This is a genomic window from Nonomuraea sp. B10E15 (genome assembly GCF_039871615.1).
GTDB lineage: Bacteria > Actinomycetota > Actinomycetes > Streptosporangiales > Streptosporangiaceae > Nonomuraea.
The window spans coordinates 240,303-256,042 of the sequence record NZ_JBDPMB010000010.1 but is presented as its reverse complement, the minus strand read 5'-3'; the positions used below and the strand labels follow the sequence as shown (position 1 = coordinate 256,042).

Below are 15,740 nucleotides of genomic sequence, written 5' to 3'. Positions count from 1 at the left end.
CGCGCATGAGCTCACCAGAAGGCTCACACACGCCCGAGCCGATGGTCAATAGTTTGGATAGACAACGAATTAAAGCCGCCCGGCACCCCTGGTCACCGGCTGTACGCCGCCCGCCCGCGGCCGAGCGGCGAGCCTGCGCAGAACCGCCGGGCGCTGCGCGGCCCAGAGCGCGATCCCGATGTAGAGCACCTGCTCCGGGATCCGCTGCCACAACGGCGAGGCCTGCCCGCCGGCGAACGGCACGTCGGCGAGGGCCGCGTGGATGTTGGCCGGCAGCATGGCCACGAAGAGCAGCGCCAGGCAGACCCCCGCGGCCTCGCGGGTGCCGGCCAGCACGAGGCCGGCGGCCCCGGCCAGCTCCAGCACGCCGGTCAGGTAGACCATCAGCGCGGGGAACGGCACGAACGGCGGCACCATGGCCAGCAGGTCGGCGTGGTTCGGCATGACGGTCACTCCGGCCGGCACGAAGTGCGCGCTGGCGGTCATGACCAGCATGACGGCCAGGCCGTGGGCCGCACTGACCCGCCACGTGGCGAAGCGCCGCACCCCCAGTGCTCCCAGCAGCCGGAACGCCGGCGTGGCGACCAGCAACACGATCACAGTCATATGCGTCCTCCTTTGGATAGCACCACTATCCCATAGAATGGATAATAGCGCTATCCAACAAGGCGGTCGCCTACCCGGTGAACGCGAAGTCGCTGATCCGCAGGTCGCCCCTGAACACGAGATAGAGGTCGCCCTTGCCCGCCCTGAGCGAGGCACTCGCCGTACCCCACTGGTAGATCCCGCCCGTGGCGGGCACCTGCGCGGTCGCGAGCAGCCGGCCCTTCGGCGAACCCGACCGCACCTCGACGGCCCCGCCGCTCACCGACGCGACCCCCGCGGTGAACCGGGACCCGTACGCCGCGCGGGTGAAGGAGATCCAGCCGCCCTCCGAACCCGCCACGGCCTCACCGGCCGCCCTCGTCTCGTCCGCGAACGTCACGCCCCGGTAGTCGTCGAAGTCCATCGCCCGCGTGGTCCTCGCCAGGTCGCGCACGGGAATGGTCTCGCCCCGCACGCGCAGGGTCGCGCGCCCGCGGATCCGGTCGGACGCGGAGCCGACGAGCACGTCATGGGTGGCCTCCTCCACGGCCCACCTGGAGCGGGTGTGGTCCCAGACGGCCAGGTCCGACCGCTTCAGCGTGAAGGTCACCGTACGCGACTCCCCCGGGTCCAGCGTGACCCGCTGGAAGCCGCGCAACTGCTTGACCGGCTGCGCGAAGCGGGAGCGGCGCTGGTGGGTGTAGAGCTGGACCACCTCGTCGCCCCTGACGTCCCCGGTGTTGGTGACCGTGACGCTCACCTGGTCGCCGCGCACCTTGAGGCCCCGGTAACCGAACGACGTGTAGCTCAGCCCGTGCCCGAAGGCGTAGAGCGGCCTGTCCTTGCCGTAGAGGTACGTCATGCCGGTCTTGATCAGGTCATAGTCCAGGATGTCCGGCAGGTCGTCCGACGCCGGCCAGGTCTGGGTGAGCCGGCCGGCCGGGTTGACGTCGCCGAACAGCACGTCGGCGACGGCATGGCCGGTCTCCGAACCCGCGTGCGTGGTCCACAGCAGGGTCGGCGCGTCCACGATGACGGGATAGCTGGTCTCCAGCACGACGACCGTCCTCGGGTTGGCCTCGCTCACGGCCTCGATCAGCCGCCGCTGCCCCTCGCCGAGCCGCAGGCCGTCGCGGTCGCGGAACTCGCGCCCCGCCACGAACGGGTGGCTGCCGACCACCACCACCGCCACCTCGGCCTCCGCCGCCCGCGCGGCGGCCTCGGCGACGCCGTCGGAGACGACCTCCTTGCCGAACTTCGCCGCCTGCTCCTTGGGAGCCAGGCCGAGCGTGCCGTCGGCGGCGACGCTCACGTACGGGTCGGGCAGCGCGTACCAGCTCTCGACTGCCTCGAAGCCGGCGTACCTGATCAGGTAGGCGCCGTCGGGCTGCCGCTCCAGCGCGAACTGCTGGGAGACGTACCAGCCGTCGGGGTCGGCGTCGTCGGTGTCGAGGGAGCGCCAGTCGCCGCCGAGCAGCCTGCCGTTGCCCGCGTTGCGCAGCGTGGACACGCCATCCGTCCAGTCGGTCAGGTCCCACTGCGAGGCGGCCGTGGGCGCGGTGTCGGCGAGCGCCGCGTTGTCGTCGGGGCCCGTGCCGGTGGCGGTGACGTATCGGCCGGATGCGAGGTGCTTGAGCGCGACGCGCTCCAGACCCTGGCTGGTCGTGACGTCCCCGACCCGCTCCTTGATCCCGTCGAGCGGCGTCACCTGGTAGGGCGCCTGCCCGGAGTACCAGTCCCTGTACACCCGCCCGGCCAGCGGCCCCACCACGGCCGCCGACTTCGGGGCCGCCAGCGGCAACACGCCGGAGTTCCGCAGCAGCACCGCGGCCCTGCCCGCGGTCTCGCGGTTGAGCTCGCGGTGGGCGGCGCTGTCGATCACCTCCTCGGTGATCTTCTTGTACGGCCCGCCGTCCGGGTCGAAGTGCCCCAGCCGGGTCCGGATCGACAGGACGTTCCGCACCGCCCTGTCCACGTCGGCCTCGGTGACGAGGCCCTGGTCGAGCGCCGCCGTGAGGTGCTGGGCCAGCGGCCCGCCGTCGCCGCCGTCGATCGTGTAGCTGTCGATCCCGGCCTTGAGCACCGCGGCGAACGCCTCGGGCTTGGTGTCGTAGTAGTGCTCCAGGTCCGTGAGCGCGTGCGGCCCCCAGGCGTCGCTCACGTTGTAGAGCGTCCTGTCCGTCCACGACCTGACCACCGCGGTCAGGTCGGGGTTGACGTGGTTGGGCCGCCCGTTGACCAGGTTGTACGACGCCATCACGCCGGTCGCGGCGTCGGCCGAGACGGCGGCCCTGAACGCCGGCTCGTAGTACTCGTGCTTGAGCTTCGGCGTCAGGTTGGAGGAGGTGAGGCTCCGGTCGGTCTCGTTGTTGTAGGCCAGGTAGTGCTTCAGCACGGGCGCGGTCTTCAGGTAGAAGGGGTCGTCGCCCTGCAGGCCCTTGCCGTAGGCGGTGGAGATGGCGCCGGTCAGCAGCGGGTCCTCGGAATAGCCCTCCTCGTTCCGGCCGGAGCGCGGGTCGCGCAGCAGGTCGACCACGGGCGCCCAGACCTGCAGACCCCACAGCACCGGATCGGCGGCGTTGTGGCCGCGTACCTCGTCACCGACCGCCGAGCCGACCCTTCTGACCAGCTCCGGATCCCAGGTGCTGGCCAGCCCGACCGCCTGCGGGAAGACCGTCCCGGCGGCGAACTTCTGGTTCCAGCCGTCGTCGCGGTGGTTGGACCAGGCGACGCCGTGCAGCGCCTCCGTGCCGTTCTTGTGATAGCCGATGCCGAGCCGCGGGATCGCCGGCTGCGACTGGTGCAGCAGGCCGAGCTTCTCCCGCAGCGTGAGCCGGCCGAGCAGGTCCTCGACCCGCTGCTCCAGCGGCAGGCCGGGATCCTGGAACGGATGGCCGGCCGCCTGGGCGGGCGGAACGGCGAGCATCGAGGCCGCCACGGCGAGGGCGGCCACTAACGGGATTCGCATGGGGGGTCTCCGTCACTTGATGGCGCCGACCGTCACACCTCGGGTCAGCGTGCGCTGGAAGATCAGGAAGAAGGCGATCGCCGGGACGACGCCGAGCAGGGCCGAGGCGCTGGACATCGTCGCGTCCATGTAGCGCTCGCCCTGCAGGACACCCAGCGCGACGGGCACCGTCTGGGTGTCGTTCGAGATCAGCAGGATCAGCGGCAGGAAGAACTCGTTCCAGGTCCAGATGAAGAAGAAGATCAGCAGCACGCTGAGCGTGGGCCGGCTGATCGGCACCACGATCCGCACCAGCGCCCGCAGCCGGCCGGCGCCGTCGATCGCCGCCGCCTCCAGGATCTCCTTCGGGAACCGGCCCAGCACCGCGCTCAGCAGGTAGGTGCCGAACGCCGCCTGGATCGCCGTCATGACGATGATGACCGACAGCCGGGTGTCGTACAGGCCCGCCGCCTTGGCCAGGTAATAGAGCGGGTAGGCCAGCGACTCCTGCGGCAGCGTGTTGGCCACCAGGAAGAGCACGAGGATCCACAGCCGGCCCCGCACCCTGCCGATGCCCAGCGCGTACGCGTTGAGCACCGACAGCACGACGGCCAGCACCGACACCGACGCGCTGATGACGAGGCTGTTCCAGAGCTTGGTGCCGAACTCCACCCGGTTCCAGAAGTCCACGATGCCCTGGAGGTAGAGCCCGTCGGGCAGGCTCAGCGGCCCCTGCGAGCTGTACTCCGCCGGCGACTTGACCGCGTTCACCGCCACGATGACGAACGGGAAGATCATCACCACGGCCAGCACGACGAGCGCGAACAACACCGCCCAGCGCCCCGGGCCCCTCACGGCTCACGCTCCTGCACGCGCAGGAAGAGGAACGTCACCACGACGATGATCAGGGCCAGCACCGTGGCGATCGCGGAGCCGTACCCGACGTTGCTCTTCTGGAAGAAGTTCAGGTACGAGAAGTACGACGGGACCATGGTGGCGTTGCCGGGCCCGCCGCGGGTCAGCACGAAGATCGGCCCGAACACCTTGAGCGCGGCGATCGTGCACGTCAGCAGCACCACGAAGATCTCCGGCCGGATCTGCGGGACCGTGACGTGCCAGAACCTGCGCCACCACGAGGCCCCGTCGATCTCGGCCGCCTCGTGGTAGGACGGGTCCACGCGCTGCAACCCGGCCATGAAGATCACCACCGGATAGCCGAGCTGGAACCAGACCATGACCGCCATGACGGTGGCCAGGGCCAGGTCGGGATCGCCGAGCCAGTCGAGCTCCAGCCCGAAGATCTGGTTGACCGCGCCGTACGACGGGTGCAACATCCAGCCCCACACCACGCCGGCGATGGCCACCGGCAGCACCTGCGGCAGGTAGTACGTCGCCCGCAGCGCCGAGGCCGTCCGCGTGCCGAAACGCCGGCCGATGTAGTCGAACAGCGCGGCCGCCAGCACGAGGCCGATCGCGGTCGGGACGACGGCCATCGCCACGATCAGCCCCACGTTGTGCTGGAACGACTCCCAGAACCGCTCGTCGCCGAGCAGCCTGGTGTAGTTGTCGAGGCCGATCCACCGCGGCGTGCCCACCCCCGACCAGCGGGTGAAGCTCGCGCCCACGTTCATCAGGAACGGCACGACGATGACGGCGAGGAACAGCAGCAGGCTGGGGACCAGGTAGAGCCAGTATCCCCTCGTGCGCTCCCTCATCTAGAAACCAAGGTCGGCGAGGTTGTCCTCGTACGGCCCGGCGATCTCGTCCAGCACCTCGGAGGTGGTCTTGCTGCCGGTGATGAGGTTCTGGACGCCGGCCACCAGCACGTCGTAGTAGCCGGGCGCGGGCCAGTCGGGGTAGAAGGCCAGGCCGTCGGCGGCGGTCAGCTTGTTGAAGGACTCGATGAGCTCCTTGCTCTTCTCGTCGGTGATGGCGGCCGGGTCCGCGGCCACGGGCACGCCGCCGGAGTTGCCGAGCAGGTTCTGGATCTCCTTGCTCATGGTGATGTCGATGAAGTCGTAGGCCAGGTCCTTGTTCTCCGACTTCTCCGGCACGACCCACAGGTTTCCGCTCGAACCGGGCGACATGGTGGCGCCGGGGAAGAGGAAGTGGCCCCACGCGAAGTCCTTGATCTCCGAGGCGAGGCGGCCGTACCACCAGCTGCCGCTGATCATGATGGGGAACTCGCCGTTCATGAACGCCACGCCCATGTCCTCGGCCTTGAGCCCGGAGGAGTTCTTGGCGATGTAGCCCTTCTTCACCCAGTCGGCGAACGTGTCGGCGCCGTAGGTGAACTCGGGCCCGTGGAAGTCGACCTTGCCCTGGTACGACTGGAACGCCGCCAGCCACGGCTTCTGCGCCTTGGTGAGCGCGAGCTGGTAGAGGATCTGCTGGGCCGGGTATTCGGCGCCGGCGTTCGCGACGGGCGTCACGCCTGCCTTGACGAACGTGTCGAGCGCGGCCGTGAACTCCTCGAACGTCGCCGGTACGTCGACCTTGTGCTTGGCGAAGAGGTCCTTGTTGTAATAGACCATCACGAACTCGCCGTAGTTGGGGATGCCGTACCACTGGCCGGAGCCCATCACGCCGCGGTCGTCGTACATCGCGGTGGTCCGCAGCCCACCGGTCAGCAGCTTGTCCCAGCCGCGTTCGGTGGTCTCCTCCGTCAGGTCGGCGAGCAGGCCCTGCTTGGACAGCAGGCCCGCGGTGGCGTTGCCCTTGTTGTACTCCATGAGGTCGGGCGCCTCGTCGGAGTTGAGCACCATGCTCGCCGTCTTCTGGATCTGCTCGAAGCTCTTCTCCTCGAACTCGACGGTCACGTTCGGGTGGGACGCCTCGAACTTCCTGATCGCCTCGGCCCACGCCTTGCCCATGGCGCTCTCGGCCGACTCGTAGTGCCACAGTCTCAGCACGCGTGGCTGGCCGCTGTCCGCGGGCGACGGGCTGCCGGAGCCCGAGCCGCAGGCCGACAGCGCGAGCACCACGGCGGCCAGCGCCGCGGCGCCTCTCAACTTGACCATGATCCCTCCAGGGGGGTGTCACACGATGACGGTTCGCGCGGGGGCTCCGGGCACCGGGACGATCTCGACGCCGGTGACCCGCTTCGGGCCGGTGACGGAGACGCGCAGCTCGTCGCCGTCCCTGGTGGCGACGGCGACCGTCACGCCGTCGGTGTCGTGGATCTCGGCGGTCCCGTCGACGCCCCCGAAGGCGAGAAGGGTGATCTCCGCCGGCACGCCGATCGTCTCCTGCGGCTCGGCAACCGGGATGAGCGCTCCGTGGCGGGCGAACAGGGGGATCTGGTCCAGCGGCTTGTGCACCCGGACGTGGCCGGGGCCCTCCAGCACGTCGCCCGTCCAGTAGTCGACCCACGTGCCGCGCGGCAGGTAGACCTGCCGGACGCCATCGGGCGCGGTCATGGGGGCGACCAGGAGGTCACGGCCGAACAGGTATTCCAGGTCGGCCTGCCAGGCCACCGGATCGTCCGGATGGTCCACGCACAACGCCCGCATCATCGGCGCCCCCGTGCGCGCGGCCTCGACGGCCGCCGAATAGAGGTAGGGCATCAGCCGGTAGCGCAGCCTCAGCGCCGCCACCGCCTCCTCCTCGACGTCGGGGAACTCCCAGGGCTCGCGGGTGGTGGTGCCGTGCAGGCGCAGCAGCGGGGAGAGCGCGCCGAACTGGGTCCAGCGCACGTACAGGTCGTCGGACGGGCGGCCGGTGAAGCCGCCGGCGTCGTGGCTCCAGAACGGCACGCCCGACAGGCCGTGCGCGAGCCCGCCCCTGATCGTGCTGCCCATGGCGGCGTAGCTGGTGTAGGTGTCGCCGCTCCACTGGGCGCTGTGGCGCTGCCCCCCGAGGTACGACGAGCGCGCCCACACCAGGTCGTGGCCGTGGACCTCGCGGGTGACGGCGGCGACCGCGTCGTTGAAGAGCAGGGTGTAGACGTTGTGCAGGTCGGTGCCGGTCATCCCGTTGGCGGCGACCGCGTCGCTGGGCACGCCCTCGGCGAAGTCGGTCTTGAATGCCGCGACACCCTGGCGCAGCAGCCCGCGCAGCAGGCCGGTGAACCACTCGACGGCCGCGGGGCTGGTGAAGTCGACGATGCCGCAGGGCGGGAAGGAGCCGTGCCAGCAGTCGGCGACGTAGGCCTCGCCCTCCCGATTCTTCAGGAAATATCCGGCCGCAGCGGCTTCCTCGAAGGCAGGGCTCAGATGGGAGACGTACGGGTTCATCCACAGACAGACCTTGAACCCCATCCCGTCCAGCTCGGCCAGCATCCCCTCCGGGTCGGGGAAGTTCACCGGATCCCACCGCAGGTCCGACCAGTGCCCGTCGGCCTGCCAGTACGTGTCCAGGTGCAGCACGTCGCACGGGATGCCGCGCTCCCTGATCGTGCGCCCCCTGGCCAGCACGCGCTCCTGGCTGTCCACGCGGAACCCGGAGGAGATCCAGGTGCCGAACGCCCATTTCGGCGGCAGCGCCGGCCGGCAGGTCAGCCGGTCGTAACGGTCCAGCACGTCGGCGGGCCCCGGCCCGGCGATCACGTAGTAGTCCATCACGTCGTCGGGCACCAGGATCTGCACGACGCTGTGCGTCGACTGGCACACGTCGAACTCCACGGGCGCCCCGCTGTCGACGAGCACGGCGTACCCCCTGCTCGACAGGTAGAGGGGGACGTTCTTGTACGCCCGCTGCGACTCGGCGCCGAAGGCGTCGAAGTTCCACATGACCGGCCGCTGGCCGCGCTTGTCCAGCCGGGTGAACGACTCGCCGAACCCGGCGAACACCTCGTCGGGCGCGGCGGCGAAGCTCTCGTGGTAGGCCACGGGGGTGCCGCCGGTCGAGGAGCGGCCGAACGGCAGCGTACGGAGCCTGCCGCTGATGTCGATGTGCCCGCGGTCCTGCTCGGCCAGCGTGGCGCCGGAGGCGTCGGTGAAGCGCAGGTGCCACGGCGCGAGGCTGATCTCCGCGCGCAGGGAGCCCGCGTCGATCACGATGGGCTCGTCCGGCTCCACCTCGGCCCTGGCCTCCGGATACCTGCCGGGCCTCACCAGGGAGATCGCCCTCTCCGAGCGGGGCCTGGCGGTCGCGTCCTCCGACAGCCGCACCCGGATGACGCCCTCCCCTGCCACGCCCACCTGGACGACCAGGGTCTCCTCCGCCGAGGTGACCGCCTTCAGCATCACCTCGGCGCCGTCGGCCGCGACCAGCTCGGCGGCGGTCAGCGCCGACAGCCCGCCCTCGCCTCGCGTGCGGACCGGCAGCTCGGGCGGGTCCGCCACGAAGTACTCGTGGGCGACCAGCGGGGGGCGGTAGGGCATGGAGGCTCCTTCGAACGGCTGCGCCAACTCGTGAGTTAGTTTGCTGTCCATACCAACAAACGTCAACGGTCAGCGGCCCTGGCACCCCGTGCGCGCGGGGGCGCCTCCATGCCGGAGAGCTTGATCGACCGGGCGCGGATCGCAGGGCCGAACGCAGGGCCGATCTCAGGGCCGGTCAGCCGCGCAGGAACTCCAGCAGGTCGCCGTTGAAGCGCTCCTTCTGGCCCGGGACGAGAGCGATGCCGTGGGAGCCGCCTTCGTAGACCTTGTACGAGCAGTTCTTGATGATCTGTGAGGACTTGTCGCCGGCCGCCGCGATCGGCACGATCTGGTCGTCGTCTCCGTGGACGATCAGGGTCGGGATGTCGAACTTCTTGAGGTCCTCGGTGAAGTCGGTGGCGGAGAACGCGTCCACGCAGCGCACCCCCGCCTGGATGTTCTCGGCCATGCCCATCAGCCAGAAGGCGTCCTTGTTGCCCTGCGTCACCTTGTTGCCCGGGCGGTTGGCGCTGAAGAAGGCCTCCGCGCTGTCACGCCAGAACTGCGAGCGCTCGGCGAGGATGCCGGCCTTGAGATCGTCGAACACCTCCTGCGGCGTCCCCTCGGGGTTGGCGTCCGTCTTGAGCATCAGCGGCGGGATCGCCGACAGCAGCACCGCCTTGCGCAGGCGGGACGTCCCGTGCCTGCCGACGTAACGGGCCAGCTCGCCGCCGCCCATCGAGTGGGCCACCAGCGTGATGTCGTTGAGGTCGAGCGCGGTGATGAGGTCGTTCAGGTCGTCGGCGAAGGTGTCGAAGTCGTAGCCGTCCCACGGCTGGCTGGAGCGGCCGTGGCCGCGCCGGTCGTGCGCGATCGCCCGGAAGCCGTTGTCGGCCACCAGCTTCATCTGGTCGTGCCAGGCGTCGGCGTTGAGCGGCCACCCGTGACAGAAGACGACCGGCGGGCCGCTGCCCCAGTCGTAGAAGAAGATCTGCGTGCCGTCGCGCGTGGCTACGTAAGGCATGGTGCTCCCCCGTCGATGGTCGGGTCGATGGAATGCGGGTGCGCGTGCACCCCGCACACGGGAGCACCTCACCCGCGAACGAGCCATACCGCAGTTCGCCGTCGGGTAAGGCCAAGCCCGAACCAACGGGTCTTTGCCGGAGAAAAGCCGCCTAGATGGCGACGCCCGGCTGCATGAGGCGGCGGGCGGCCTCGGTGATGGAGCCCGACATCGAGGGGTAGACCGCGAACGTGTGCGCGAGCTGGTCGACGGTGAGCCGCTGCTGCACGGCCACCGACACGGCCAGGATCAGCTCGGACGCACCCGGCGCCACCACCACGCCGCCCAGCACGATCGCGGTGTGCGGGCGGCAGAACACCTTGACGAACCCGTCGTTGAAGCCCTGCATCTTGGCCCGCGCGTTGGTCGCGAGCGGCAGCTTCACCACGTTGGCCTCGACCTCGCCGGCCTCGATCGCGCGCTGCGCGACCCCGACCGCCGCGATCTCCGGATCGGTGAAGATGTTGGAGGCCACGGTCGACAACCGCAACGGCTGCACGGCCTCGCCGAGCGCGTGCCAGACCGCGATGCGCCCCTGCATGGCGGCGACCGAGGCCAGCATGAGCACGCCCGTGCAGTCGCCGGCCGCGTAGACGCCCGGCGCGGACGTGCGGGAAACCTTGTCGACCTTGACGAAACCGCCCTCGTCGAGCTGGACCCCGGCCTCCTCCAGCCCGATGCCCGAGGTGTTGGGCACCATGCCGACGGTCATCAGCGCGTGCGAGCCCTCGGCCGTGCGGCCGTCCTCCAGCGTCACCACCACGCCGTCGTGGGTGCGCTTGACGGAGGCGGCGCGCGAGCGGCCCATGACGTTCATGCCGCGCCTCCGGTAGACCTCCTCCAGCACCTCGGCGCCGTCGGCGTCCTCGTTGGGCATCATCCGGTCGCGGCTGGAGACCAGCGTGACCTCCGCCCCGAGCGAGCGGTAGGCGCCGGCGAACTCGGCGCCCGTCACGCCGGAGCCGATCACGATCAGGTGCTCGGGCAGCTCCTCCAGGTCGTAGAGCTGGCGCCAGGTGAGAATGCGCTCGCCGTCGGGCTCGGCGCCCGGCAGCACGCGCGGGGTCGCCCCGGTGGCCACGAGCACGACGTCGGCCCTGATCGTACGGTCGCCCGCGCGCACCACCTGCGGGTCGACCAGCCGCCCGCGCGCCTTGATGATCTCGACGCCCTCGGCCTCCACCCGCGTGGCGATGTCGGCGGACTGCGCCTGGGCCAGCTCCTTGACGCGCTGGTTGACCAGCGGCAGGTCGACGCCGACCGCGCCCGCGTCACCGTCGGGGCCGCCGGAGAACGACACCCCCAGCGAAGGGGCGTCGAGCAGGGCCTGCTTGCGGACCGAGGTCGCGATCAGCGTCTTGGACGGCACGCAGTCGGTCAGCACGCACGCTCCGCCAGGACCGTCCTGCTCGACCAGGGTGACCTGCGCGTCTAGCTGTGCGGCCACGAGTGCTGCTTCGTAGCCGCCTGGTCCGCCACCGATGATCGCGATCCTCGTCACGCATCCCATTGTCCCGTACGCGGTGGGGCCGGCGGCAACCGGGCCACGCCACCTGATCCGGATGGATCGACTCCGGCGGGTGGCGTGGCAGGATGGCGCGGTAGCTGGATGACGAAGCAGCACCCGGCGAGAGGGGTGGATCGTGGCGTGGCTTTCGAATCCTTCGGGCAAGTCCAATGACCTCAGGCTCTATGCCGCCTACGGCACCAACATGGACCCGGAGCAGATGGCCATGCGTGCCCCCCACTCCCCCATCTGGGGGGTCGGCTGGCTGCCCGGCTGGCGCCTGACGTTCGGCGGGATGGACCTCGCCTGGGAGGGCGCCGTCGCCACGATCGTCGAAGACCCCGACGAGCACGTGTTCGTCGTGCTCTACGACGTGCCCGAGTGGGAGGAGACCTCCCTCGACCAGTGGGAGGGCGCGGTCCGCGGGCGCTACCACAAGGTGCGGCTGCGGGTGCAGACCCTCGATGGCGAGGTCGTGGCCTGGGTCTACGTGCTCGACGGCTACGAGGGCGGCCTGCCCTCGGCCCGCTACCTCGGCAGCCTGGCCGAGGCGGCCGAGCGGGCGGGCGCCCCCGACGACTACGTCAAGGAGCTGCGGGAGCGCCCCTGCACCTCGGTCGGCGGTTAGCGCAGCGGCTGGTCCTTGGTCTCCGGCAACACGAAGATGTAGACCAGCGTCGAGATCAGCGCCAGTCCCGACATGTACCACGGGAAGAGGCCGGGGTTGCCCATCTCCTGCATCGCGGTGCCGATCAGCGGGGCGGTGCCGCCGAAGAGCGCCACGGTCAGCGAATAGGGGAAGCCCGCGCCGGCCGCCCGCACCCTGGTCGGGAAGAGCTCCGAGTTCACCGCCGCCGAGATCGAGGTGAAGCCTCCCAGGAAGACCATGCCGATGAGCTGCACGGTCAGCAGGCTGCCGTACGCGTCGGTCAGCAGGCCCAGCAGCGGCACGGGCAGCAGGACGAACCCGAGCCCGAAGGCGATCAGCATCGGCCTGCGCCCGATCCGGTCCGACAGCATGCCGAGCAGCGGCTGCAGGACCATGAAGAAGACCAGCGAGATCGTGCCGATCTGGAGCGAGTCGGCCTTGTCGAAGTCCACGGTGATCTGCGCGTACGTCGGCAGGAACGTGGTCCACGTGTAGTAGGCGACGGTGCCGGCGATCGTGATGCCCACGATGGTGGCGGCCGACCTCGGGTGGAGCCTGAGGAACTCGAACATCTTCTGCCGTTCGGCCCTGCCCTGCCGGACCTCCTCCGCCACGGCCGAGGTCTCGTCGGCGCCCTTGCGGATCCACAGGCCCACGAGGCTGAGCACGGCGCCCACGAAGAACGGGATGCGCCAGCCCCACGCGTCCATGTCGGCCTGGATGAGCATGGTGGCCAGCACCGCCGCGAGCCCCGACGCCAGCAGCTGGCCGATGGTGGTGCTGACGTACTGGAAGCTGGAGAACAGGCCGCGGCGGCCGGGCGGGGCCGACTCCACGAGGAACGTGGTCGCGGCGGCGAACTCGCCGCCCACCGACAGGCCCTGGATGAGCCTGGCCACGACGAGGATGATCGGCGCCAGCACGCCCACGGCCTCATAGGTGGGGGTCAGGCCGACGAGCAGCGAGCCCACGCCCATCAGCACGATCGTGCCCGTCATCGCGAGCTTGCGGCCGTACCTGTCGGCGAACGCGCCGACCAGCAGGCCGCCCAGCGGGCGCATGAAGAACCCGACGGCGAACACCGCGAACGAGCTCAGCAGCGGGACCAGGCTGTTGCCCGCGCTCTCGGGGAAGATCTGGCTGGAGAAGTAGATCGCGAGGAAGCTGTAGGCGTACCAGTCGTACCACTCGACGACGTTGCCGATGCTGGCCGCCGTGAGCTGGCGGACACGGCTCTTGGGGATGCCGAGTGGTGACTGCGTGGTGGGGGAGGTCGCCACGGATGGCTCCTTTGCTGAACAGTGCGGTGATGGCCTACTGTGCATGGGACGACCGAAACAGTCAATTACCTGGGAATTTATTTACATACCCGACATTGAGATGGTTGTAGGTGGATGTTCTCGACCGGCGACTGGTCGCCGCGTTGCAAGTCAGCCCTCGCGCCTCGTGGGGCGAGCTCGGCCGGGCCGTGGGCGAGCACGAACGCACCGTCGCCCGGCGGCTCCAGCGGCTCATCACCGAAGGGATCGTGCGGGTCACGGCCATCTACGACGACCTGCGCACCGGGCACGGCCGCCCCGTCCACCTGCACGTCCAGGTGCGTCCCGGCACCGCGGGCAAGGTCGCGCAGGCGCTGGCCGACCGGCCTGACACGCGCTCGGTCTACTCGCTGACCGGCGCCGCCGACCTCGGCAGCGAGCTCGTCTCCCCGTCCCGCGAGGACCTGCACCACATCGTCTCCGCGCAGATCAGCGAGATCGACGGCGTCGTGCAGACGCAGACCCAGGTCGTCCTCCACACGTTCAGGACCGTCGCGGAATGGCACGCGCCCTACCTCACCGAGCAGGAGGTGGCCGAGCTCCGGCCCCCGCCGCCGCCGGAGTGCCTGCCCGACGAGGACGGCCTGTCGCCGCTGGAGGAGGAGATCGCCCAGCTGCTCGCCCACGACGGCAGGATCGCCTTCACCGCGGTCGCCGAGCGGCTCGACATCTCCGTGCCGACCGCGCGCCGGCGCGTCACCTCGCTGCTCGAACGGCGGCTGCTGCTGCCCCGCGCGGAGGTCGAACCCGCGCTGCTCGGCCTGGAGGTCGAGGCCATGCTCTGGTTGAAGGTCCGCCCGCACGGGCTCGACCTGGTGGGCCGGCAGCTGGCCGCGCACCGGAACGTCCGTTACTGCGCCGCCACCACGGGCACCCACTCCCTCATCGTGCAGGTGGTGGCGGCCCACGAGGCCGACCTCTACCGTTTCCTGACCGGCGTCGTCGGCCGGCACGACGAGATCACCGACATCGACCTCACCCTCATCACCCGCGCGCACAAGCGCGGCCACCTGCTCAAGTCCGGACTGCTCACGCTGGATCACCGTTGGGAGAAAACGCCATGACACCTGCCGAGAAGGAAGTCGCCGACCTCTGCGCGGAGCTGATCCGCGTCGACAGCAGCAACTACGGGGACGGCAGCGGGCCCGGCGAGCGCGCCGCGGCCGAGGTCGTCATGGCCAGGCTGGCCGAGGTCGGGATCGAGTCCACGTACGTCGAGAGCGAGCCGGGCCGCGGCAACGTCGTCACCCGCGTCGAGGGCGAGGACCCGGCCCTGCCCGCCCTGCTCGTGCACGGGCACCTGGACGTCGTGCCCGCCAACGCCGCCGACTGGACGGTCGACCCGTTCGCCGGCGAGGTGCGCGACGGCTACATCTGGGGCCGCGGCGCGGTGGACATGAAGGACATGGACGCGATGATGCTGGCGGTGCTGCGCCAGATGAAGCGCGAAGGGCGCAGGCCGCGCCGCGACATCGTCTTCGCCTGGCTGGCCGACGAGGAGGCCGGCGGCGTGTACGGCGCCAAATACCTCACGGCCAACCACCCCGAGCTCTTCGAAGGGGTCACCGAGTCGATCAGCGAGGTCGGCGGCTACTCCCTGGAGGTCGACCCGTCGTTGCGGCTCTACCTCATCGAGACCGCCCAGAAGGGCCTGGCCTGGATGAAGCTGACCGCCGACGGCACCGCGGGCCACGGCTCCATGCTCAACGACGACAACGCCGTCACCGAGGTCGCCAGGGCGGTCGCCAGGATCGGCGAACACGACTGGCCGCTCACCTACACGCCCACGGTCCGCCGGTTCCTCACCGAGGTCGCCTCCGCCTACGGCATCCCGTTCGACGAGAACGACCCGCAGCCGATCCTGGACAGGATCGGGCCGCTGGTGCGCTTCGTCGGGGCGACGCTGAGGCACACCACCAACCCCACCCAGCTCGGCGCCGGCTACAAGTCGAACGTGATCCCCGGCCAGGCCACGGCCGTGGTCGACGGGCGCTTCCTGCCGGGGTTCGAGGAGGAGTTCTTCAAGACCGTCGACTCGCTGCTCGGGCCCAAGGTGCGGCGCGACTTCGTGCACCACGACATCGCGCTGGAGACCTCGTTCGACGGCGCGCTGGTCGAGTCGATGATCGCGGCGCTGAAGGCCGAGGACCCGGCGGCGCGGGCGATCCCGTACTGCATGTCGGGCGGCACCGACAACAAGACCTTCTTCGCCGACCTGGGCGTGCGCGGCTTCGGTTTCGTGCCGCTGCGGCTGCCGGCGGACATGGACTTCGCGGCGATGTTCCACGGCGTGGACGAGCGGGTGCCGGTGGACGCGCTGCACTTCGGCGTGCGGGTTCTGGACCGGTTCCTCCTAAACTACTGAAA

Annotated in this window: 12 protein-coding genes; 3 read left to right on the top strand and 9 right to left on the bottom strand. The window is 70.1% G+C overall.

Annotated features, from left to right (window positions below; all coding sequences use genetic code 11):
• Positions 1–69: 69 nt before the first annotated feature.
• From ABGB14_RS27360 to ABGB14_RS27325, 8 genes are all read right to left on the bottom strand, one after another.
• A complete protein-coding gene (locus tag ABGB14_RS27360) occupies positions 70–606 on the bottom strand; it encodes a hypothetical protein (protein ID WP_347646676.1) in 537 nt (178 codons plus the stop codon).
• A gap of 70 nt (positions 607–676) precedes the next feature.
• Positions 677–3,553 carry a glycoside hydrolase family 3 C-terminal domain-containing protein gene (locus ABGB14_RS27355; RefSeq protein WP_347646675.1) on the bottom strand — a complete coding sequence of 959 codons (2,877 nt, stop codon included), beginning with the start codon at positions 3,551–3,553 and terminating at the stop codon, positions 677–679.
• A gap of 12 nt (positions 3,554–3,565) precedes the next feature.
• On the bottom strand, positions 3,566–4,387 hold the full coding sequence (locus ABGB14_RS27350) for a carbohydrate ABC transporter permease (RefSeq protein WP_347646674.1): 822 nt from the start codon (positions 4,385–4,387) through the stop codon (positions 3,566–3,568).
• The gene (locus ABGB14_RS27345; protein ID WP_347646673.1) at positions 4,384–5,247 is read right to left on the bottom strand and encodes a sugar ABC transporter permease; all 864 of its coding nucleotides are present in this window, start codon (positions 5,245–5,247) and stop codon (positions 4,384–4,386) included. Before ABGB14_RS27345 ends, ABGB14_RS27350 begins: the two co-directional genes overlap by 4 nt.
• The gene (locus tag ABGB14_RS27340; RefSeq protein ID WP_347646672.1) at positions 5,248–6,552 is read right to left on the bottom strand and encodes an extracellular solute-binding protein; all 1,305 of its coding nucleotides are present in this window, start codon (positions 6,550–6,552) and stop codon (positions 5,248–5,250) included.
• 18 nt (positions 6,553–6,570) lie between these two features.
• Positions 6,571–8,856 carry a TIM-barrel domain-containing protein gene (locus tag ABGB14_RS27335; protein WP_347646671.1) on the bottom strand — a complete coding sequence of 762 codons (2,286 nt, stop codon included), beginning with the start codon at positions 8,854–8,856 and terminating at the stop codon, positions 6,571–6,573.
• 175 nt (positions 8,857–9,031) lie between these two features.
• On the bottom strand, positions 9,032–9,859 hold the full coding sequence (locus tag ABGB14_RS27330; protein ID WP_347646670.1) for an alpha/beta hydrolase: 828 nt from the start codon (positions 9,857–9,859) through the stop codon (positions 9,032–9,034).
• Between the two features lie 151 nt (positions 9,860–10,010).
• Positions 10,011–11,399, bottom strand: a complete 1,389-nt coding sequence (locus ABGB14_RS27325) for an NAD(P)H-quinone dehydrogenase (protein WP_347646669.1) — start codon at positions 11,397–11,399, stop codon at positions 10,011–10,013.
• A gap of 142 nt (positions 11,400–11,541) precedes the next feature.
• Between ABGB14_RS27325 and ABGB14_RS27320 the strand changes: the two genes are divergently transcribed.
• Positions 11,542–12,033 (top strand): gamma-glutamylcyclotransferase, encoded by a 492-nt coding sequence (locus ABGB14_RS27320; RefSeq protein WP_347646668.1) that lies wholly within the window; start codon positions 11,542–11,544, stop codon positions 12,031–12,033.
• On the opposite strand, the gene ABGB14_RS27315 is transcribed toward ABGB14_RS27320, so the two are convergent.
• Positions 12,030–13,334: an MFS transporter gene (locus ABGB14_RS27315; RefSeq protein ID WP_347646667.1), complete on the bottom strand. Its 1,305-nt coding sequence runs from the start codon at positions 13,332–13,334 to the stop codon at positions 12,030–12,032. The genes ABGB14_RS27320 and ABGB14_RS27315 overlap by 4 nt on opposite strands.
• A gap of 110 nt (positions 13,335–13,444) precedes the next feature.
• Here ABGB14_RS27315 and ABGB14_RS27310 point away from each other — a divergent pair, with 110 nt between their 5' ends.
• Both ABGB14_RS27310 and ABGB14_RS27305 read left to right on the top strand, forming a co-directional pair.
• On the top strand, positions 13,445–14,437 hold the full coding sequence (locus ABGB14_RS27310) for an Lrp/AsnC family transcriptional regulator (protein WP_347646666.1): 993 nt from the start codon (positions 13,445–13,447) through the stop codon (positions 14,435–14,437).
• Positions 14,434–15,738 carry a M20/M25/M40 family metallo-hydrolase gene (locus tag ABGB14_RS27305; RefSeq protein WP_347646665.1) on the top strand — a complete coding sequence of 435 codons (1,305 nt, stop codon included), beginning with the start codon at positions 14,434–14,436 and terminating at the stop codon, positions 15,736–15,738. The genes ABGB14_RS27310 and ABGB14_RS27305 overlap by 4 nt, the downstream gene beginning before the upstream one ends.
• Positions 15,739–15,740: the final 2 nt, after the last annotated feature.